Consider the following 17,841-nt stretch of genomic DNA (forward strand, 5'->3'; position numbering starts at 1 on the left):
GCCCCCGGACGTGACCCCGCCCACGTTCGTCGGCGGGAGCCCTTGCCCCCGCCGGGTCCGGGTAGGTGGCCGGTGGGCCTCCGGCCGTGGCGTCCGACGCGCGGTACCGGACGGGCCCGACTGTGCCGTCGTCGCCCGCCGAAGGAGCCCGCAGTGACCCCCTCCGCCCACCTCCTGCTCGACGCCCTCGCCCCCCGCCCCTCGGACGGACCCGCCCCCTTGGTCGCCCGGGAGTCCGGCGACCGCACCCCCGCCGCCCCCGAGGGCCGGGTGCCGCACCCGGCCTCCGCGCCGCTCACCAGCGAACCGCCGCTCGCCGTCGCCGCCCCGCTGACCAGCGAGTCCCCGTACCCCGGCGCCCTCCCGCTGACCAGCGAGCCCGCCGCCCAGGCCACCGGCCAGGACCCGTCGGTGGTCTGAGTGCCCCTCAACCGGCTCGCCGAGCTGTACGGGGTGGCGACCGCCTACTCCCCGGCGCCGGGCCGGGTGGTGCGGGTGCCGCCGGACGCCGTCCGCGCGGCGCTCGCCGCGCTGGGGGTGGACGCCGACCGCCCCGACCGGGTCGCGGCGGCCCTCGCCGCCCGGGAGACGGAACTCCGCGAACGGCTGCTGCCGCCCACCCTGGTGTGGTGGCCGGACCGGCCCCCGCCCCCCGAACTGGACGCCCTGCCACCCGGCACCCGGCTGCGCCTGGTCCCCGAGGACGGGCCCGGGGACGACCCCGCCGGGTACGGGACCGGGACGGCGGAGGGCGATCCCGCCGGGTACGGCGCCGGGGCTGTTGAGGGGGACACCGCCGGGGTCACTGACGGGACCGGGGACGGTGGGACCGGCGCGGCTGACGAACCCGCCCCGACGTCCTGGACGCCCTGGACGGCCCGGAGCGTACGGGCGGCCGGGGAACCCCGGCGGACCCGGACGGTCTGGACGACCCGGAAGACCGGTGCGGCCCGGACGGCGCGGAGCACCAGCGCCAGCGCCCAGCGGCACGCCCCCGACGGCCAGGTTCCCGACGGCCAGGTTCCCTGGTCGGGCCCCGCCCCCGGCCCGCTCCCCGGATCAGGCCCCGCCCCGGCCCGGGGGACCCCCGAGCCGGGCGCCGTTCCCGTGCTTCCCGGCGCCCTCCCGTACGGCGTCCACGCGCTCACCGTCACCGTGCCCGACGGCCGTACCGTCACCGCGCACCTCGTCGTCCCGCCCGCCCGCGCCCCCGCGCCCGGCGCCCGCGCGTACGGGTTCCTCGTCCAGCTGTACTCCCTCCTCTCGCACCGCTCCTGGGGCCTCGGCGACCTCGGTGACCTCACCGACCTCGTCACCTGGGCGGGCCGCACGCTCGGCGCGGGGTTCGTCCAGGTCAACCCGTTGCACGCGGCCGTCCCCGGCGCCCCCACCGACCCCTCGCCCTACCGGCCCTCCTCCCGCCGCTTCCCCGACCCCGTCCATCTGCGGATCGAGGACGTCGACGAGTACACCCGGCTGGACCCGGCCGCCCGGGCCCGCGTCGACGACCTCGCCGCCCGCGCCGCCGCCCTGCGCGCCGGGGTGCTGAGCGGGGCGGAACTCATCGACCGGGACGCCGTCCGCGCCCTCAAGCACCAAGCCCTGGAACTGCTCCACGCGGTGGAGCCGACCCCCGGACGGCGCGCCGCCCACGACGGGTTCGCCGCCCGCGAGGGCACCGCCCTGGAGGACCACGCCACCTGGTGCGCCCTCGCCGAACGTCACGGCCCCGACTGGCGGACCTGGCCGGACGGACTCGACGACCCCCGCTCGGCGGCCACCGCCCGGGCCCGGGAACGGCTGCGCGACCGGGTTGCCTTCCACCGCTGGCTGGTCTGGCTCACCGAACTCCAGCTCGGCGCCGCCCAGCGCGCGGCGCGGACGGCGGGCATGCCGGTCGGGGTGGTCCACGACCTCGCCGTCGGCGTCCATCCGCACGGTGCCGACACCTGGGCGGGACGGGACCACTTCGCCACCGGGGTGTCGGTCGGCGCGCCGCCGGACGGCTTCGACCCGCGCGGACAGGACTGGGGGCTGCCGCCCTGGCGCCCCGACCGCCTCGCCGCCAGCGGCTACGCGCCGTTCCGGCGGCTGCTGCGCGGGCTGTTCCGGCACGCGGGGGCGCTCCGCGTCGACCACGTGATGGGGCTCTTCCGGCTCTGGTGGGTGCCGGAGGGCCGTCCGCCCGCCGAGGGCACCTACGTCCACCACGACGCCGGGGCGATGCTCGCGGTGCTGGTCCTGGAGGCCCACCGGGCGGGCGCCCTGGTGATCGGGGAGGACCTCGGCACGGTGGCGCCGGGCGTCCGGGAGGCGCTGCGCGAACGGGGCGTCCTCGGCACCTCCGTCCTCTGGTTCGAGCGGGCCTGGGACGCCGACCCGGCCCGTCCGCTGCCGCCGGGGGAGTGGCGCGCCGACTGCCTCGCCACCGCCACCACCCACGATCTGCCGCCCACCGCAGCCCGGCTGACCGGCGCGGACGTCGACCTGCGGGACTCCCTGGGGCTGCTGAGCGGGCCCCCGGCCGAGGCGCGCGCGGCGGCCGACCGGGAACGGGCCGAGTGGCTGGCCCTCTTCGTCCGGCTGGGACTGCTCTCCCCGGAGGCCGCCCGGGACCCGGGCGCCGGGGCCGAGGAGGAACGGGTCCGGGCGGTCCACCGCTTCCTGTCGAGCACCCCCGCCCGGCTGGTCGGCGTCTGGCTGCCGGACGCGGTCGGCGACCGGCGGCCCCAGAACCTCCCCGGCACCTGGCGCGAGTACCCCAACTGGCGGCTGCCCGTGGCGGACGGCGCGGGCCGTCCGCTGACCCTGGAGGACCTGATGGCCACGGACCGGCTGCACGCCCTGATCGGCGTGCTGCGCGGCGCCGTCCCCGCACGCGTCCCGCCTGACGCCTGACGGCTGGCGCCCGACGGCTGACGGCTGACGGGTAGGGGTTACGGGTACGGGGCCGGTGAACGGGCCGGTCCGGTCCGGTACGGGACCCCGGGCGCGCGGCGCGGCCGGGCGTTCGCTACGTTGGCACCGTGAAGAAGAACGCCCTGCGCGCCGGCGCCCTGGCCACCGGCACGACGCTGATGATGCTGCTCATGTCGTCCCCCGCGCTCGCGCTGACCCGCGACGACGGTGACGACCCGGCTCCCAAGCTGAGCGTGGTCGAGACCGTGGGTCTCTTCGTGGTCGCCCCGATCCTGCTCTTCGTGGTCATCACGGGCCTGGTGATGATCGCGGACCGCTCCGGCAAGCAGCCGAAGCAGAGCTGACCTCACCCTAGATCCGCCACGAGGGCGGCGACCGCGCACACGCGGCCGCCGCCCTCGTGCTGCGTTCCAGAGGCGATCCGGCACCCGTCCGCCGCGCGGTCAGCCCGGGGTCGCCGCACGGGTCAGCCTGGACGCCCCGTAGGTCAGCCCACAGGGACGCCCCACGGATCAGCTGGCCCGGGGCCCTGTGGACCAGCTGGCCGGGGCCCGGCGCATCAGTCCCGGGGCGCCCCACGGGCCAGTCCGCAGGATGCCGCGCGGGCCGCTGGTCAGGGCCCCGGGTCAGCCCACAGGTCCGCCGCGCGGGCCAACCCGCGCGGACGCCGTGCGGATCAGCTGGCCGGGGGCCGTTCGGTCGGCCCCTCCGCCTCCGTCAGCAGCGGGCGCAGCAGCGCCGCCAGTTGCGCCACCCGCTCGTCGTCGAGCGGCGCCAGCGCGGCCGTCTGCACGGCGAGCCCGGAGACGACGGCCTCGTCCACTAGGGCGAGCCCTTCCCCCGTGAGGGTGACGCGCAGCCCCCGCCGGTCGTGCGGATCGGGTGACCGGCGCAGCAGCCCGGCCCGTTCCAGCTTGTCGAGCCGTCCCGTCATGCCCCCGCTGGTCAGCATCAGCGTCGCGGAGAGCTGACGCGGCGAGAGGGTGTACGGCTCGCCCGACCGGCGCAGGGTCGCCAGCACGTCGAACTCGCCGCGCCCGATGCCGTGGCGCGCGTACGCCTTCTCCACCCCGACGCTGAGCGCGCAGGCCAGCCGGTTGATCCGGCCGAACACCTCCATCGCCCGGGTGTCCAGCTCGGGCCGCACCCGGGCCCACTGCTCGACGATCGCGTCCACGGCGTCGGGGGCGTCCGGCGTGCCCGTTTCCGCACGCGTGCCCGTGTCCGTGCCCGCGTCTCTGCCCGCGCCGGAGACGCCGGAGACGGCGGGACCGGTAGGGCCAGCGGGACCGGTGGGGTCGACGGGGGACGGGCGACGGTCGGGACCGGGGTCCGAGAGGGGTCGGTTCATAGGGGGATTATCCGCGCCCTTCATTTGCTTGTAAACGAGCCACTCCCAAGTAAGTCAGTTACAAGCAAGAGGCTTGACGAAAACAAGCTTAGAGCTAAGCTACTTACGTACGAGGAACTCCCCGGACCTCCGGGTGCGGCGCGCACGGCGCCACGCCCGGGTCCGGGGACCGGCACCGACCCAGACGACACCTCCGGGGGGACCACCGTGAACCGCGCCGCCACCATCGCCCTGACCGCCCTCGCCCCCGTCTCCTGGGGCTCCACCTACGCCGTGACCACGGAGTTCCTGCCACCCGACCGGCCCCTGTTCACCGGACTGATGAGGGCCCTGCCCGCCGGGCTCGTCCTGCTGGCGATCGCCCGGCGGCTGCCCACCGGCGCCTGGTGGTGGAAGTCGGCGGTCCTCGGCGCGCTGAACATCGGGGCGTTCTTCCCCCTGCTGTTCCTCTCCGCGTACCGGCTGCCCGGTGGGATGGCGGCGGTCGTCGGCTCGCTCGGACCGCTGTTCGTCGCGGGGCTCGCCGTCCTGCTGCTCTCCGAGCGGCCCACCGTACGGACCCTGCTCACCGGCGTCGTCGCGGCGTTCGGCGTCAGCCTCGTCGTCCTGAAGGCGACCGGCGCCTTCGACCTGATCGGGGTCGGGGCGGCGGCCGCGGCGAGCCTGTCGATGGCGGCGGGCACCGTCCTCACCAAGCGGTGGGGACGGCCCGACGGGGCCGGACCGCTCACGCTCACCGCGTGGCAGCTGACCGTGGGCGGACTGCTGATCGCCCCGATCGCCTTCGCCGTCGAGGGCGCGCCGCCCGCGCTGGACGCCACCGCCCTCGGCGGCTACCTGTACCTCGCCGTCGCCAACACCGCCCTCGCCTATCTGCTCTGGTTCCGGGGCATCGGGCTGCTCTCCGCCACCCAGGTCATGCTGCTCGGGCCGCTGTCGCCGCTGACCGCCGCCCTCATCGGCTGGGCCGCGCTGGGCGAGTCCCTCACCCCGCTCCAGGTGCTCGGCGTGGCCCTGGCCCTCACTGCCACCATCGCCGGTCAGCTCCTCCCCGCCCCGACCCGCCGCCCGGCATCCGAGGTCGAAGCCGAAGCCGACACGGCTCCCGCTCTCGCTCCCGCCCCGGTCCCGGCCGCCCGCTGAACCCGCCGGACGCACCGGACTGGCCGGACGCACCGGACCCGCCGCGCCCGGCCGCGAAGTCCGCCGCGCCGCCCATGGCGACGAGGACCCCGTCACTCCCTCCCCGGGAGCGCCGGGGTCCTCGTCGTCGCGCCCGGTGTCTTGACGCCTTGACGCCTTGAGGTCCCGTCCGGCTATTGTTCTAGTAGAGATAGAACTATGCAACATCTTCAGTGCCTTCCAAGGGGTGACGTGATGAGACCGGAGACCAGGAACCGTTCCGTGCGCTGGCGGCGCGTGGTGGTGGCGACCGTGCCCGGGGTGCTGGCGGGTGCCGTGTTCCTCGCGGTCTTCCTCGCCGTGCGGGACCGGCTCCCGGCCGATCTCGCGACCCATATGGCCCCGGACGGACGGGCCGACGACTTCCAGGGGCAGGGCACGTTCCTCGTGGTGGGACTGCTGTTCCCGGCCCTGCTCGCCGTGGCCTTCGGGCTGATGACCTGGTTCTCCCACGGCCAGGGGGCGGCTCCGCGCGGCCTCGCCGCCGTGGGCGCGGGCACGATCGCCCTCGTCGGGTACGTCCTGGCGATGACCGTCCTGACCAACGCGGACGCCACCGACCCCGAAGCGGTGCGGTTCCCGGCGTGGCACCTCGTCGCCGCCGTGGCGACCGGTGTCTGCGCCGCCGTCGCGGGCTGGTTCCTCGCGGGGGCGGACCCCGACGACGCCACCACGGCGGAGCAGGCGCCGCCCGCCGGAGCGGACCGTCTCGCGCTCGCCGCCCGGGAACAGGTCGCCTGGACCCGCACGGTCAACTCGCCCGGTCTGTGGGCGACGGGCGGCGCGACGATGGCGACCACCGCCCTGCTGGGCCTCCTGGTGGGCTGGTGGACGGCCGTCCCCGCGCTGGTCGTCGCACTGGTGACGACGGCGGGGGCCCGGGTGCGGGTGAGCGCCGACGCCCGGGGGCTCACGGTGGCCTCCACCCTCCTGCCCAAGCCCCGCGTCCGGGTGCCGCTGGACCGGATCGCCGCCGCCGACACCCGGTCCGTCAGCGCGCTGCGGGACTTCGGCGGCTGGGGCTACCGTGTACGGGCGGACGCGCGCGGCGTCATCCTGCGGTCCGGTGACGCCCTCGCCGTCCGCCAGGCGTCCGGCGCCGTCTTCTGCGTCACCGTGGACGACGCGGCCACCGCCGCGGCGACGCTCAACGCCCTCGCGGACCGGGCGCGCCGCGACCACCCGAACGGAACGTGACGTGCTCTTCCGCATCGACCCGAACTCACCGCTGTCGCTGAGCGACCAGGTCGCGGCCTCGGTCCGCCGGGCGGTCGCCGAGGGGGCCGTGCGGCCCGGCGAACGCCTCCCCGCCGCGCGCGAGCTGGCGGAGTCGCTCGGCATCAACCTCCACACCGTGCTGCGCGGCTACCAGAAGCTCCGGGACGAGGGCACGCTCGAACTCCGCCGGGGACGCGGCGCGACCGTCAGCGCGGGGGCCGAACCCGGACGGACCGGGCTCGTCCAGCGCGTCCACGAGGTCGTGGCCGAGGCCAGGACCGTCGGCCTCTCCGACGAGGAACTCCTCGACCTCGTCCGCCGCACCCTGACCCCGCCCCCGCCCTGACCCGCGCGGCCCCCGGACCCGGGCTTCCGGGCCGGGGGTTCCGGCCCGGGGGTTCCGGGATCAGCCCGCGTCGGCCGTCCCCCGCAGTTGCGCGGTGACGCCGAGCCGGTCGATCTGGATCCAGTACTCGACGATCAGCCCGTCTTCGACGCGGTAGACCGCGCTGGTCAGGGCCCTGACCGGGGCGCCGGTCGGCGGGTGTCCGTCGACCGGTCCGACGTGCCGCCCCTCCTGGGTCCAGCGGGCGTAGACCCGGTCGCCCTCGGCGATCAGCTCGTCCACGGTCAGGGTGAAGGCGCCGTACGCGTCCAGCATCTCCTGGACGTGCTCGGTGTACTGCGCGGGCGTCCGCTCCACCACCTGCGGCGCCTCGGAGACGACCTGGTGGGCCCGGACCCGCCCGGCCATGAACCGGTCGGCCCGGTCGGGGTGGAGCCCCGAACGCACCTGGAGGAGGAACTGGCGGACGATTTCCTTGGCGCCGTTGTCAGCGCCGGCGTGGGCATGAGCGTCGGACATGGCCGAATTCTGGCATTCCGCTTTCGCCACGGCGGGCCCGGGGCACGCGGATACCCTGCGAGGGGCCGGAACCCGCCCGACCGGACCCCGCCCGACCGGCGACCGGCCGGGCGGCCGTACCGGCGTGGCGAACGGCCGACGGCTGACAGCCGACAGTCGAACAGGAGGGAACGACGGATGGTGCGGGTCGAGTACGACGCCTCGGCGGACATGGCGTACGTCTATCTGGTCGACGGGATCGCGCCGGGCGAGGCGGTCCGCCAGGTCCCGACCGAGGACGGCGCGGCGGTCCTCGACTACGACGCGGACGGACGGCTGCTGGGCGTCGAGGTGTCCGAGGCGGGCCGCCGCCTCCACCCCGACCTGCTGACCCGCCCGACACCCGGCACGCCCTGACCTCCCGCGCGGCACGGGGACGGGGCGGCGCGGCACGGGCGGGGCCCGCACCGGGCCCGGAGCCGCGTGGACCCGGAGGCCGGACCCGATGTCAGTGGCCCCTGCCAGACTCGGACCAGACTCGGACCAGACGCGGACCGGGCCAGGGGACCGTACTCGGACCGCCCCGGCCAGGAAGGCAGCAGACGATGACCGAAGCGGCCACCCCCCAGCACTACGCGCCCCGATGGAACGACGACACCCGTCCTGCCCCGCCCTCCGTCGGCGGCGAGAGGGAGATCCTGGGCGGGGTACTGGACTGGCACCGGGCCACCTTCGAGCTGAAGTGCGCCGGTCTCTCCCCGGAGCGACTGTCCGAACGGGCGGTGCCGCCCTCCGCCCTCTCCCTGCACGGCATGGCGCGGCATCTGGCGGGCGTCGAACGCTGGTGGTTCCGCATCCAGTTCGCCCGGGAGGACGTCCCGTTGCTCTACTACTCCGACGACGACCCGGACCAGGACTTCGACCGCTTGGAAGGTGACGTCGAGGAGGCGTTCGCGGTCTGGCGGACGGAGTGCGAGCACTCCCGCCGGATCACGGCCGCCGCCGGGTCCCTGGACGAAACGGGCATCCGTAAGAGGACCGGCGAGCCGGTCTCCCTGCGGAGGATCCTGATCGACATGATCGCCGAATACGCACGGCACAACGGCCACGCCGACCTCCTGCGCGAACGCATCGACGGGTCCACCGGGATGTGACGGAAGGGGCCGCCCGCCGGGCGGCCCCTTCCGCCGGACCTCAGCAGGAGAGGTCGCCGCCGCCGACGTCCGTGCCGAGGACGGCGACGAACCGTTGGTACAGCTCGATGCGGGCGTCGCGCTGGGCCGGGTTCTTGCCGTCGCACTCAAGGGCGCCGTTGATGCTGCGGATGGTCTCGCCGAAGCCCTGGTCGTTGACGATGGCGTCGTGCCCGGTCATCCGTCCGGCGCCGGTCTGGGTGTTCCAGAACCAGAGGCCGGTCTTCCAGGCGGTGGCCGGGTTCCGTTCCACCTGCCAGGGATCGTTCAGCAGGTCGACGCCGAGCGCGTCGCCTGCCGCCTTGTAGTTGAAGTTCCAGCTCAGCTGGATCGGCCCCCGCCCGTAGTAGGCGGCCTGCCCGGCCGGACAGCCGTAGGGCTGCGACTGGTCGCAGTAGTGCGGGTAGTTGGCGGTGTTCTGCTCGACGACGTACCGCAGTCCGCCCGTCTCGTGGCTGACGTTGGCGAGGAAGGCCGCCGCCTCCCGCTTGCGGACGGCGTCGCTCCCGGACGCCGCGAACTGCGGGTAGGCGTCAAGGGATTCGGTCAGCCCCTGGTAGGTGTAGAAGGCGTTCCGGTCCGGGAACAGCTGGGCGAACTGCGCCTCGCTCACCACGAAGGAGGCGGCGGAGGCGGGCGTCGGCTGGACGACCATGGTGAGGGCACTGAGCAGGGCGGCCGAAGCCGCCGTCGAAAGGGTGCGGGAGAGCTTCACGGTTCCTCGCATCGGCGCTGGGCGGACGGGGTCCCGTCGCTCCGGGGGCGGAGCGGCGTGCCCCCATCCTGATCGCGTCGGCTCCCCAACGGTTCCACGAAGGCGGCGAATTCATCTGTTCAGGGCGTTCCGGTCAAACAGTCGATCGCGGCTCGGCCCTTTGCCCGTGACACGGCTGGCGCGTCGTGACGCACGCACGGGGGCGGACGGCCCGGGGCGTCGCCGCGTACGTCGACTCGCCCTGAAACGAAGCGAGATCAATCGCCAGCCGGGACGTCCGCCGTTCCCACGGCGGTTCGGTACCGGCCCGGCGGCACCCCCACCTCCCGCCGGAACGCCGCGCCGAACGCGAACTCGCTGCCGTATCCGACCGACGCGGCGACGCGGCTGACCGGGAGGTCGGGCTGTTCGCGCAGCGCCGTCTTCGCGAGTTCCATGCGCCACCCGGTGAGATGGGCGATCGGGCTCTCGCCCACCAGCTCCCGGAACAGCGACGCGAACGCCGTCCGGCTCATCCCCGCCACCCGGGCCAGCTCCGCGACGCTCCACGGATGCCCGGGCGCCCGGTACACCGCGTCGAGCGCCCGGCCCACGCGCTCGTCGTCGAGCGCGGCCCGCCAGGTACCGGCCGTGGCCGGGCGTTCCAGCTCGGCCCTGATCCCCTGGAGCAGCAGTATCTCGACCCACCGCGCGGCGAGCGGGGGCGAACCGGACCGGCCGCCCCGGACCTCCTCGCGGAGACCGTCGAGAATCCGGCGCAGCCCCGGCACGGGGTCGCCGTCCCCGTCCCCGTCCGGCCGGAGATGGATCACCGGCGGCAGGGCCCGCAGCAGAAGGCCGCGGGCCGCGCCGGTCAGGGCGAGTTCGGCGCACAGCACCACCGTGCGCGGCCCGTCGCCCCCGAAGCGGCGCCGCACCGACAGCTGCCCGCCTTCCGGCGACGGGCTCCGCCACGGCTCCCCGGCCGTGACCCGGGCGCCCGGGCGGTGCGCGAGCGAGTGCGGGACCCCGTGCGGCAGGATCACCAGGCTCCCCGGACCGATCCGGACCGTCCGCCCCTCGGCCTCCAACCACATCTCGCCTTCGAGCGGATGATGCAGGGTCACGGTGTCCCGGGGCCCCATCCGCGTCCCCCACGGCGCCCCGAGTTCGACGCGTCCGAACCGGCCGGTGGCGACCCGTATCCGGCCGAGCAGGGTGCCGAGCACGTCCGGCCGTGAACGATCACGCAAAACACCGGGGCTTCCGCGCATGTCCGCTCCTCCTGCCGATTCCTACGATCAAAAACGAACCCGGAACCGACCCGGAACGGGCCCTGGGCCGATCCGGAACCGATCCGGAACCGATCCGGAACCGATCCGGGGCCGACCCGGGGCCGGGAGAAACCGGTCCGGTCCGGCCCGGGCCCCGACGCCCCCCCCGACGAACGAACAGGGAGACCGCCATGGACGTCTTCATCACCGGCGCGAGCGGCTACATAGGCTCGGCGCTGACCCGTACCCTCGTCGCCCGTGGACACCGGGTGCGCGGGCTGGCGAGGAGCGACGCGGCCGAGGCCAGCGTACGGGCGAACGGCGGCGAACCGGTCCGGGGCGGCCTCGCCGACCTCGCCGTACTGGCGGACTCGGCGGCGGCCGGTGACGCGGTGGTCCACACAGCCGCCACCGACACGGCGGACCGGCCCGCCGTCGACGCGGCGGCGGTGACCGCCATGCTCGACGCGATGCGGGACGGCGTCTTCGTCACCACGACCGGCGCGCCGCGCGCCCGCTCGTCGCGGACGCCGGTCACCGAGGACGACACGGCGGAGCCCACCGGACCGCTCGCCTGGCTGGCCCCGGCCGAGGCCCGGGTGCTGGAGGCCCCGCGCGTGCGCGGCGTCGTCGTCCGCCCTCCGATCGTGTACGGCGACGGCGGCGGACCGCTCGCCCGGCTGGTCCACCAGGCCGCCGCCGACGGGGTGGCGCGCTACGCCGCCCCGGGCGACAACCGCTGGTCCACCGTGCAGGTGAACGACCTCGCGATGGGGTACGCCGTGCTGCTCGAAACCCCCGTCCACGGGGTGTTCCACATCGCCGAACCGGTCCCGGTCGACATGGCGTCGCTGACGGCCGCGATCGCCGACGCCGCCCGGGTGCCCGTGGCGTCGTGGACCCTGTCCGAGGCACTGGCGACCCACGGCCCACTGGCCGGATTCCTGGCGACGGACGCGGCACTCGACGCCAGCCGGATACGGTCCCTCGGCTGGTCACCGGCGGTCGGGGAGGCACTGGGCGGCATCTGCGGCGCCCTGCGCGATCCCGCGCAGGGGTACCTCGCCTCCTAGGAGCGCTCTCGGGCGACAACGCGGGGGTCCGGACGGCGGCCCGGCTCACCCCAGGGTGATGACGGGCATCTCCGGGTGCTTGAGGTGCTGTCCGAGCGCGTCCACGGTGAAGCGGAACGTCTCCGGGCCGGGGCGACCGGCCGCCGCGTGTGCGTCGAGGACGTGTGCGGCGCGGTCCCAGAGGCGGACGGGCCCGGCCTGCCGCACGAGTAGCCCGCCGTCCTCGGGGGCGAGGGCGGCCACGGAGCCGGTGGTGACGTCGACCAGATAGGTCGTGCCGTTGACTTCGGTGACCTGGCTGGTCGGCAGGGCCGACTGGATCAGGAAGCGGGTGAAGAACGCTTCGTCCGTCGCGGCGGTGAACCAGTCGAGGGTGTGAGGGGTGGGGGTGGGAACCGCTTCTGCCAGGAGCGAGTTCCAGTGGGAGGGGTTGCCGAAGCCGGGGGCTTGGTGGGGGCGGGCGAGCATGAAGGACACGGTGCCCGGCAGGAGCGGGCCGCTGGCGGTGCCGTCGTCGTGGACGGTGAGCAGGGTCCGGCCGAAGCCGGACTGCCAGCCTCCGAGCGTGGTGAGGATCTTCCCCCCTGGGCGGGTCTGGGCGATCCACGCGCGGGGCACGGTCCGCACGGAACAGGCGGCGACGATCCGGTCGAACGGCGCCGACGGCCAGTAGCCGTACAGACCGTCCGCGACGGCGAGGTCGGGGGAGTACCCGAGGCCGAACAGCGCGCCAGCCGCCTGCGCCAGCCGGTGGTTGTCGACCTCGACGCTGGTGACCGCGTCGGATCCGTAGCGTTCGCAGGCCAGCGCGGTGGAGTAGCCGGTGCCCGTCCCGACCTCCAGGATGTCCTGCCCCTCCGCCAGGTCCGCGTCGTCCCACATCCGCAGGACCAGGGACGGCAGCGTGGACGAGGACGTGGCGGAGCCGCCCTCCCGGGGCCCGGGGTCGTCCCAGTCGGGCTTGTCGCCGTCCATCTGGGTCACCAGGGTCTGGTCGGTGTAGACGGCGGTGAGCCACCGTTCCGGGTCCAAGGCGGCGGTGACCGGCTCCCACCACGTCAGCCCCTGGGACGAGGGCTTCTCGGCGGGCAGGTAGAACCCGGGCAGGAACCGGTGCCGGGGAACCTTCTCCACCGTCTGACGCCAGCCGTCGTCACTGCTCCCGGGCGTCACGGCGGCGGCCAGTTCGGTCCTGAGCCGTCGCGCGCGCTCGGTGTCGTCCGTGGCGCTGGTCATGGTCGGGGTCCTTCCGTCAGGAGGTGGGCGAAGGCTCCGGCGATGCCTCGCCGCACTGTCAGTCCGGGACCCGTCAGCGGCGGGGGCACACGCGGACGGCCGCTGAACCGGCATTCTTCCTAAGCGGTCAGACCAGGTTCGAAGTACCGCGGAGTGCGGAACAGGCCCGCGAAGGTGCCAGGGCCGTGTCGGTCGTCCAGCCATGCTCCGAGTGGCCCCGGGTCACCACTGATGATGGCTTCGATGATTCGTGTGTGGCATTCGTCCTCTTCGCCGGGGGAGAACTCCTCAAGGAAGTGCGCGTACCGGTGGTTGACGCCCTTCTCGTATTCGACCAGGTTCGCCGCGTACTGCGCCTGTTCCGGGCTGTCCAGTTCACGGATCGTCCTGCCGGTGTCTTCGCCCGTCAGTGTTCCCGTCGCGTCCCGGTAGGAGAGCGCGCCGAGAGTTTCTGACGGCTCCGGCAGGGCGAAGCGTTCCGCTACCTGACAGGTGATGGAACGTGCCTCTTTGTCGCACGCGCCTTCCATGACGATTCCGAGATTCCGTGTGTGGCGGGTTCCCCGTTGATCGGCGGACGAGTAGGGCTGTCCGGTCGTGCGGCGGTAGTTGATTCCGTACTGGGTGCGGACAGGTACACCTGCCACTTCCACGTACCGCCGACGTGATCCATAGTGAAGACAGTCGTGCGCGTACGCGCGAAGCAGGTCCAGAAGGGCGAGGGTAGGGCGTTCGGGGTTTCGGCCTTCCATGGGGCCGTACATGGTGATGACGGCCATCATCTGCAAGTGTCGGTATCCCTGGTCTGGATGATGGAATCCACCGAAGGCGCCGGTTCGTGAGGATTCATGGCCGACCCACACTCGATCGAGCGGCAGCATTTTCGCCAGTCCGTATCCGGCGTACCGGCGCTTGGCAGCGTCAAAACCCGCACGGAAGGGAGCGATGTCGATTCCGTCCGCAGCCCACCCGGTGAGTACCTCTGAGAGGGGGCGGAACACGTGAGTCGGGTGTCTTCCCGTGAGCGGCGACGCGTCGGCGCGCAAGGCTGTCAGCGCCGCGAGAGCTTTCGCACCGTTGACGGACTCGTTGGGAGCGAGGCCCGTCAGGTCGGCATGCCTGATCTGATGAGCTGGATGTGGGACTCTTGCATCCCCTCCGGGAGTGCTTCCGGGCTGAACCACTGTGCCTCCAGGATCTCGAAGCCGTCGATTTTGACGGTTCCGCCCACATGAAGCGCCTCGTAGGCGATTTCGACGCGGAGCTTGTAGCCGCTGGTCACCTGGACCAGTCTTCCTGGGACGACTTCAAGGCCGGTTTCTTCCCGTACCTCTCTCACGACGGTCTTCGGGAATTCCTCGCCCTTGACCGCATAGCCGGTGGGAAGGCCCCATGGCCGGTCGGCAGGCCACATCCGATGCTTCAGCAGCAAGACTTGACCTTGTTCGTTCCGTACTACGCCCGTGACGCCGACCATGAATTTGGCATGGGTGAACCACAGGATACGCCATTGCAGAGGGCCGCGAAGTAGTTTCCACGCCCGGGCGATGATCCGCTTCACGCGTGTCCTTTCGGTAGGGCAAGCGCGGGACGCCTGCGGTAGTCGGCTCAACCGGAGCTGAGGGGGGTGGGTCACGCTCTCGCCCGTCGACTCTGAGCCGGTGGCGCGCGTCGCCCCTTCGCGGCGTCCGGATGGTGGCAACGTTAGAGGTGGCGGGACCTCAACTCACAGCGGATTGCGCGCGATTGCGTGTGAATCAGGTGAGGGAGTCGCGGGCTTTGAGGAGCAGGGCACGTGCTCCGTCTCCGTAGACCGCGATGCCGGCCAGAGCGGCGAACGTGGCTGCGTACGCCCGCACCTCACTGGGTTGTGTGATGGTGAGGTAGCCGGACACGAGTTCTACGTTCACCTGGGCCTTGTCGAATATCCAGAACCCCTCTACGGGCATCCGTTCCCTGCCCAGGCGGGTGGGGACCACGCCCACGGTGACGTTGGGAAGCCCGCAGATCTCCAGCAGATGATCAAGCTGTTCTGCCTGGGTTCCAGGGTCACCGAGCCCATTGCCCAGAACGCTTTCTTCTACGAGGAAGGCGAAGCTTCGGTTCCCGTTGTAGAGCACTTGCTGACGCTCCATGCGGACGGTCACGGCGTCGGCCACGTCATCGATCGGGACCCGTCTGCGTTGAACGGCGCGCAGGACATCCGTGGTGTAGCCCGAGGTCTGGAGCAGGCCGGGGAACAGTCCTGGTGAGTAGGCCCGGAAGCGGCGCGTGCGCTCGTAGAGAGGCAGCCGGGCCTCCTGGGCCCGCCGCAAACCCGAGCGTTCCATTCTGGGCCAGGACACCCACATGTCTTCCACGGTCCGCAGAGAAGCGATCAGGTCTTCCGCCTGACCTTCGGCACCGCACGCTCGACACCATGCTCTGATGTCGTCCGCGCTGGGCTGGGTCTTGGCCGTCGAGATCCGGGAAACCTTGGAGGGATGCCAGCCGCACAGATCGGCGAGGTCTTTTCCCGCGAGCCCGGCGTCTTCGGTCAACTCCTTCAGACGGTTGGCGAGGGACTGCCGGGCCTGCTGAACGCTGGACGATGGTGATGGGTGCATGGGTGACTAGACCGGCTCGTACTCCTCGTGGGGCGTCGCCCGCTCCCACACCGATGCGAACGCGGACGCCACGAGTCGGACGACTTCCGGCTCCGTCCGCCACTCGCGGTCGACGACTTCCCCGAGGCCGGAGAAGTACGTGAACAGCACGGACTCGCCGTCGAACATCCAGAGGTCCGTGCCCGGCAGGGCGATGTCGGCGGCCCTGCGCCGGGGCAGCCAGCGGACCTGTTCACCCGCCGCCACGTTCGGGAACGTCACGTCGTACTCGTAGCGGATGTAGTCGGTGACGGGCTCCGACACGATGCGGGCCCGCCGCACCGCCACCCCGCGTGCCGTTGTTTCCGTGACGATGTCCAGAAACGGGCGCCACCACGTGGACCGGTCGGCGGTGGGATCGAGCCGCTTCCCGCTCTGCCACGCGATGAACTCGGGGTCATCCGGCTGGTAGGCGTCACGCATCTCCAGGTGCACGGCTGAACGGCGGGCCTTGGCCAGCCCGTGAAGTACGGGGTTCGTCATCGTCCCTGCTCGCTGTCTTGGGGCGGCAGATACTGTCGCATGACCCTGGGCAGACGGACGATCACCTCATGATCAGGAACCTCCGTGCTGTGTCCGGGGATCGAGCCGATCATCTGGCACGCCTTCACCTCTTCCTCGGTAGCCCGATAGGACTGGATCAACAGGTCCCCCGAGTGCTCATCAAGCCAGATCGTGGGCGAGTCCGTGTCGGGCGTGTTCGGGATGATTCCGAGAAACCGCAGCTTCATGCGTTGACCACTCCCTGTGTTGATCCGATTACGGCTGTGCGGGTTGAGCTTCGTCCGTCTGGTGACTCGCGGTCAAGGGGCTTGTGCGGAGAAGACGTTGAGCTGGGCGTGCGGCACTTCGGGCCCGCCGGACGCGTCCGAGAGTCTCCCGCCCCTCATGCCGGGACCCCGCCGTCCCGGGAGCGGGGCGGCGGGGTCATGAGGGTTGGGTGGCGGTGGAAGTCGCCGTGCGGGATCAGGCGGCGCCGAACTCCCCGGCCTTGACGCCCGTCACGAAGGAGGCGAAGGCGGTGGCGGGGAGACGGAGCACGGGGCCGACGGGGTCCTTGGAGTCACGGACGGGGACGACGCCGGTCGCGGACGCGTACGTGGGTGCCCACTCCACGCAGGAGCCGCCGTTGTGGGTGCTGTACGAGGACTTGACCCAGTGCAGGGGGGCGGTGGGCTTGGCCATCACAGGATGCCCTTTCGTAGCTCTTCGATCATGGCGACGGACTCGGCCTGGGATGCTGCCCCGAGTTGCAACTGATGGTAGTTCCTCACCACTGGCAGCACCGATGCCATTTCACGGTCGAGATACCCATGGGTCTGCGACTCCACGTAGGACACCAGGGACCGGTCGGGCATCGTCAGTAGATGGACCAACCGGCTGAACGGTGTCCACGCTCCCAAGGAGTAAGGAGCGATCTGGAAACCGGAGTTCGGCTGCGCGGCGAACTCCAGCAGTCGCGCCAACTGGGCGTCCATCACCTCGGGGCCGCCGATGGACCGCCGGATGGCGCTCTCGTCCAGGACGAGGAAGATGAGCGGGGACGGTGTCCGGACCAGTGCCGCCTGCCGTCGCATCACGGACTCGACGCGCTCCTCCACCTGTTCCGGGGTGATGTCCCCCCGCTGGGCGGCGCCGTCCGCCAGCGCGTGCGCGTACTCCCTGGTCTGGAGCGGTCCGGGAACGTAGCCCGTCTCGAAGAGGCGGATCTCCGCCGCGCGGCTCTCCCGGTCCAGGTACTCCGGGTACCCCTCCAGCAGCGCCGACTTCCGTACGGACCTGCTCTGGCGCTGGAACTGGTCGTCGGTGCCGAAGGTCCGGTCGGCCATGACCGCGAATCGCTCAGTTGGTGGCCGTCGACCAGTTTCCACCGCCGAGACGTGTGAGCCGGTGCAGCCCATGCGCTCTCCCAGGTCGTCCTGGGTCCAGCCCTGCGCGTCCCGCATCCTGCGCAGACGCTCGCCGAAAGCCGCCGTGGGCGACGATTCCGGGTCCAGATCCTTGCGGTTCACCATGTGCGTTACCTCCTGGTCAAGCGACTCGCGCAAGTTGAAGGGCGCTTCGCCTCTGGGCCAATCTGAAGCTCCCGGTAGCAGAGTCGCTACGGAGAGGAGCGGTCATGTCCGGTGAGACGGTAGCGCCGCGAAGGCCACCAGACGAACTCGTAGTCGGTTCACTCGCGTTCGACTCCCGCAGGGGTGCCGTCGGAGTG

Annotated in this window: 21 protein-coding genes; 9 read left to right on the forward strand and 12 right to left on the reverse strand. The window is 72.6% G+C overall.

Translation table 11 applies throughout. The annotated features are described in order from the left end of the window. Positions 1-153: 153 nt before the first annotated feature. From ACVWNX_RS23440 to ACVWNX_RS23450, 3 genes are all read left to right on the forward strand, one after another. The gene (locus tag ACVWNX_RS23440; protein WP_454409650.1) at positions 154-420 is read left to right on the forward strand and encodes a hypothetical protein; all 267 of its coding nucleotides are present in this window, start codon (positions 154-156) and stop codon (positions 418-420) included. Beyond that, positions 421-2,898 (forward strand): 4-alpha-glucanotransferase, encoded by a 2,478-nt coding sequence (gene malQ, locus ACVWNX_RS23445; protein WP_454409652.1) that lies wholly within the window; start codon positions 421-423, stop codon positions 2,896-2,898. It begins immediately after the preceding gene. A 179-nt stretch (positions 2,899-3,077) separates the two neighbouring features. Continuing rightward, entirely contained in the window at positions 3,078-3,263 is a 186-nt protein-coding gene (locus tag ACVWNX_RS23450) for a hypothetical protein (RefSeq protein ID WP_454414904.1), read from the forward strand. A 332-nt stretch (positions 3,264-3,595) separates the two neighbouring features. On the opposite strand, the gene ACVWNX_RS23455 is transcribed toward ACVWNX_RS23450, so the two are convergent. Next, entirely contained in the window at positions 3,596-4,096 is a 501-nt protein-coding gene (locus tag ACVWNX_RS23455) for a MarR family winged helix-turn-helix transcriptional regulator (RefSeq protein WP_454414905.1), read from the reverse strand. A gap of 381 nt (positions 4,097-4,477) precedes the next feature. Between ACVWNX_RS23455 and ACVWNX_RS23460 the strand changes: the two genes are divergently transcribed. The 3 genes from ACVWNX_RS23460 (at position 4,478) to ACVWNX_RS23470 (ending at position 7,016) form a co-directional block, all read left to right on the forward strand. Then, positions 4,478-5,413: an EamA family transporter gene (locus ACVWNX_RS23460; protein WP_454409654.1), complete on the forward strand. Its 936-nt coding sequence runs from the start codon at positions 4,478-4,480 to the stop codon at positions 5,411-5,413. Positions 5,414-5,647: 234 nt separating this feature from the next. Next, positions 5,648-6,649, forward strand: a complete 1,002-nt coding sequence (locus tag ACVWNX_RS23465) for a DUF1648 domain-containing protein (protein ID WP_454409656.1) — start codon at positions 5,648-5,650, stop codon at positions 6,647-6,649. A 1-nt stretch (position 6,650) separates the two neighbouring features. Next, complete coding sequence (locus ACVWNX_RS23470; RefSeq protein WP_454409657.1) at positions 6,651-7,016, forward strand: GntR family transcriptional regulator; 366 nt, start codon at positions 6,651-6,653, stop codon at positions 7,014-7,016. 60 nt (positions 7,017-7,076) lie between these two features. Here the strand turns inward: ACVWNX_RS23470 and ACVWNX_RS23475 are convergent, their stop codons facing one another. After that, positions 7,077-7,535 carry an ester cyclase gene (locus ACVWNX_RS23475; protein WP_454409659.1) on the reverse strand — a complete coding sequence of 153 codons (459 nt, stop codon included), beginning with the start codon at positions 7,533-7,535 and terminating at the stop codon, positions 7,077-7,079. 177 nt (positions 7,536-7,712) lie between these two features. Here ACVWNX_RS23475 and ACVWNX_RS23480 point away from each other — a divergent pair, with 177 nt between their 5' ends. Beyond that, complete coding sequence (locus tag ACVWNX_RS23480; protein ID WP_454409661.1) at positions 7,713-7,931, forward strand: DUF2283 domain-containing protein; 219 nt, start codon at positions 7,713-7,715, stop codon at positions 7,929-7,931. 188 nt (positions 7,932-8,119) lie between these two features. Continuing rightward, positions 8,120-8,668, forward strand: coding sequence for a DinB family protein (locus tag ACVWNX_RS23485; protein WP_454409662.1), 549 nt, complete (start codon positions 8,120-8,122; stop codon positions 8,666-8,668). Between the two features lie 40 nt (positions 8,669-8,708). Here ACVWNX_RS23485 and ACVWNX_RS23490 read toward each other — a convergent pair whose 3' ends face one another. Further along, on the reverse strand, positions 8,709-9,434 hold the full coding sequence (locus ACVWNX_RS23490) for a chitinase (RefSeq protein WP_454409664.1): 726 nt from the start codon (positions 9,432-9,434) through the stop codon (positions 8,709-8,711). A 245-nt stretch (positions 9,435-9,679) separates the two neighbouring features. Next, positions 9,680-10,675, reverse strand: coding sequence for an AraC family transcriptional regulator (locus ACVWNX_RS23495; protein ID WP_454409666.1), 996 nt, complete (start codon positions 10,673-10,675; stop codon positions 9,680-9,682). 191 nt (positions 10,676-10,866) lie between these two features. Between ACVWNX_RS23495 and ACVWNX_RS23500 the strand changes: the two genes are divergently transcribed. Then, a complete protein-coding gene (locus tag ACVWNX_RS23500; protein WP_454409668.1) occupies positions 10,867-11,748 on the forward strand; it encodes an NAD-dependent epimerase/dehydratase family protein in 882 nt (293 codons plus the stop codon). A 45-nt stretch (positions 11,749-11,793) separates the two neighbouring features. Here ACVWNX_RS23500 and tgmC read toward each other — a convergent pair whose 3' ends face one another. The 8 genes from tgmC to ACVWNX_RS23540 all read right to left on the reverse strand — a co-directional run bounded on the left by tgmC (position 11,794) and on the right by ACVWNX_RS23540 (position 17,644). Next, on the reverse strand, positions 11,794-12,984 hold the full coding sequence (tgmC, locus tag ACVWNX_RS23505) for an ATP-grasp peptide maturase system methyltransferase (protein WP_454409670.1): 1,191 nt from the start codon (positions 12,982-12,984) through the stop codon (positions 11,794-11,796). A 119-nt stretch (positions 12,985-13,103) separates the two neighbouring features. After that, the gene (locus tag ACVWNX_RS23510; protein WP_454409671.1) at positions 13,104-13,985 is read right to left on the reverse strand and encodes a hypothetical protein; all 882 of its coding nucleotides are present in this window, start codon (positions 13,983-13,985) and stop codon (positions 13,104-13,106) included. Positions 13,986-14,089: 104 nt separating this feature from the next. Next, positions 14,090-14,545: an NUDIX domain-containing protein gene (locus ACVWNX_RS23515; protein WP_454409673.1), complete on the reverse strand. Its 456-nt coding sequence runs from the start codon at positions 14,543-14,545 to the stop codon at positions 14,090-14,092. A 196-nt stretch (positions 14,546-14,741) separates the two neighbouring features. Next, positions 14,742-15,590, reverse strand: coding sequence for a helix-turn-helix domain-containing protein (locus ACVWNX_RS23520; protein WP_454409674.1), 849 nt, complete (start codon positions 15,588-15,590; stop codon positions 14,742-14,744). A gap of 6 nt (positions 15,591-15,596) precedes the next feature. Further along, a complete protein-coding gene (locus ACVWNX_RS23525) occupies positions 15,597-16,112 on the reverse strand; it encodes a DUF6879 family protein (RefSeq protein ID WP_454409675.1) in 516 nt (171 codons plus the stop codon). Next, positions 16,109-16,360 carry a hypothetical protein gene (locus ACVWNX_RS23530; RefSeq protein WP_454409676.1) on the reverse strand — a complete coding sequence of 84 codons (252 nt, stop codon included), beginning with the start codon at positions 16,358-16,360 and terminating at the stop codon, positions 16,109-16,111. The genes ACVWNX_RS23525 and ACVWNX_RS23530 overlap by 4 nt, the downstream gene beginning before the upstream one ends. A gap of 235 nt (positions 16,361-16,595) precedes the next feature. Then, positions 16,596-16,814 carry a DUF397 domain-containing protein gene (locus ACVWNX_RS23535; RefSeq protein ID WP_454409677.1) on the reverse strand — a complete coding sequence of 73 codons (219 nt, stop codon included), beginning with the start codon at positions 16,812-16,814 and terminating at the stop codon, positions 16,596-16,598. After that, the gene (locus ACVWNX_RS23540; protein WP_454409678.1) at positions 16,814-17,644 is read right to left on the reverse strand and encodes a helix-turn-helix domain-containing protein; all 831 of its coding nucleotides are present in this window, start codon (positions 17,642-17,644) and stop codon (positions 16,814-16,816) included. The genes ACVWNX_RS23535 and ACVWNX_RS23540 overlap by 1 nt, the downstream gene beginning before the upstream one ends. Positions 17,645-17,841: the final 197 nt, after the last annotated feature.

It is taken from the genome of Streptomyces sp. JNUCC 64 (assembly GCF_054484115.1).

Bases quoted from the DNA above. Each gene is read 5' to 3' on its own strand.
- ACVWNX_RS23450 (WP_454414904.1), top strand. From the start codon at position 3,078: ATGATGCTGCTCATGTCGTCCCCCGCGCTCGCGCTGACCCGCGACGAC.
- ACVWNX_RS23465 (WP_454409656.1), top strand. From the start codon at position 5,648: ATGAGACCGGAGACCAGGAACCGTTCCGTGCGCTGGCGGCGCGTGGTG.
- ACVWNX_RS23475 (WP_454409659.1), bottom strand. From the start codon at position 7,535: ATGTCCGACGCTCATGCCCACGCCGGCGCTGACAACGGCGCCAAGGAA.
- ACVWNX_RS23480 (WP_454409661.1), top strand. From the start codon at position 7,713: ATGGTGCGGGTCGAGTACGACGCCTCGGCGGACATGGCGTACGTCTAT.
- ACVWNX_RS23485 (WP_454409662.1), top strand. From the start codon at position 8,120: ATGACCGAAGCGGCCACCCCCCAGCACTACGCGCCCCGATGGAACGAC.
- ACVWNX_RS23490 (WP_454409664.1), bottom strand. From the start codon at position 9,434: ATGCGAGGAACCGTGAAGCTCTCCCGCACCCTTTCGACGGCGGCTTCG.
- ACVWNX_RS23495 (WP_454409666.1), bottom strand. From the start codon at position 10,675: ATGCGCGGAAGCCCCGGTGTTTTGCGTGATCGTTCACGGCCGGACGTG.
- ACVWNX_RS23500 (WP_454409668.1), top strand. From the start codon at position 10,867: ATGGACGTCTTCATCACCGGCGCGAGCGGCTACATAGGCTCGGCGCTG.
- tgmC (WP_454409670.1), bottom strand. From the start codon at position 12,984: ATGACCAGCGCCACGGACGACACCGAGCGCGCGCGACGGCTCAGGACC.
- ACVWNX_RS23520 (WP_454409674.1), bottom strand. From the start codon at position 15,590: ATGCACCCATCACCATCGTCCAGCGTTCAGCAGGCCCGGCAGTCCCTC.
- ACVWNX_RS23525 (WP_454409675.1), bottom strand. From the start codon at position 16,112: ATGACGAACCCCGTACTTCACGGGCTGGCCAAGGCCCGCCGTTCAGCC.
- ACVWNX_RS23530 (WP_454409676.1), bottom strand. From the start codon at position 16,360: ATGAAGCTGCGGTTTCTCGGAATCATCCCGAACACGCCCGACACGGAC.
- ACVWNX_RS23535 (WP_454409677.1), bottom strand. From the start codon at position 16,814: ATGGCCAAGCCCACCGCCCCCCTGCACTGGGTCAAGTCCTCGTACAGC.
- ACVWNX_RS23540 (WP_454409678.1), bottom strand. From the start codon at position 17,644: ATGGTGAACCGCAAGGATCTGGACCCGGAATCGTCGCCCACGGCGGCT.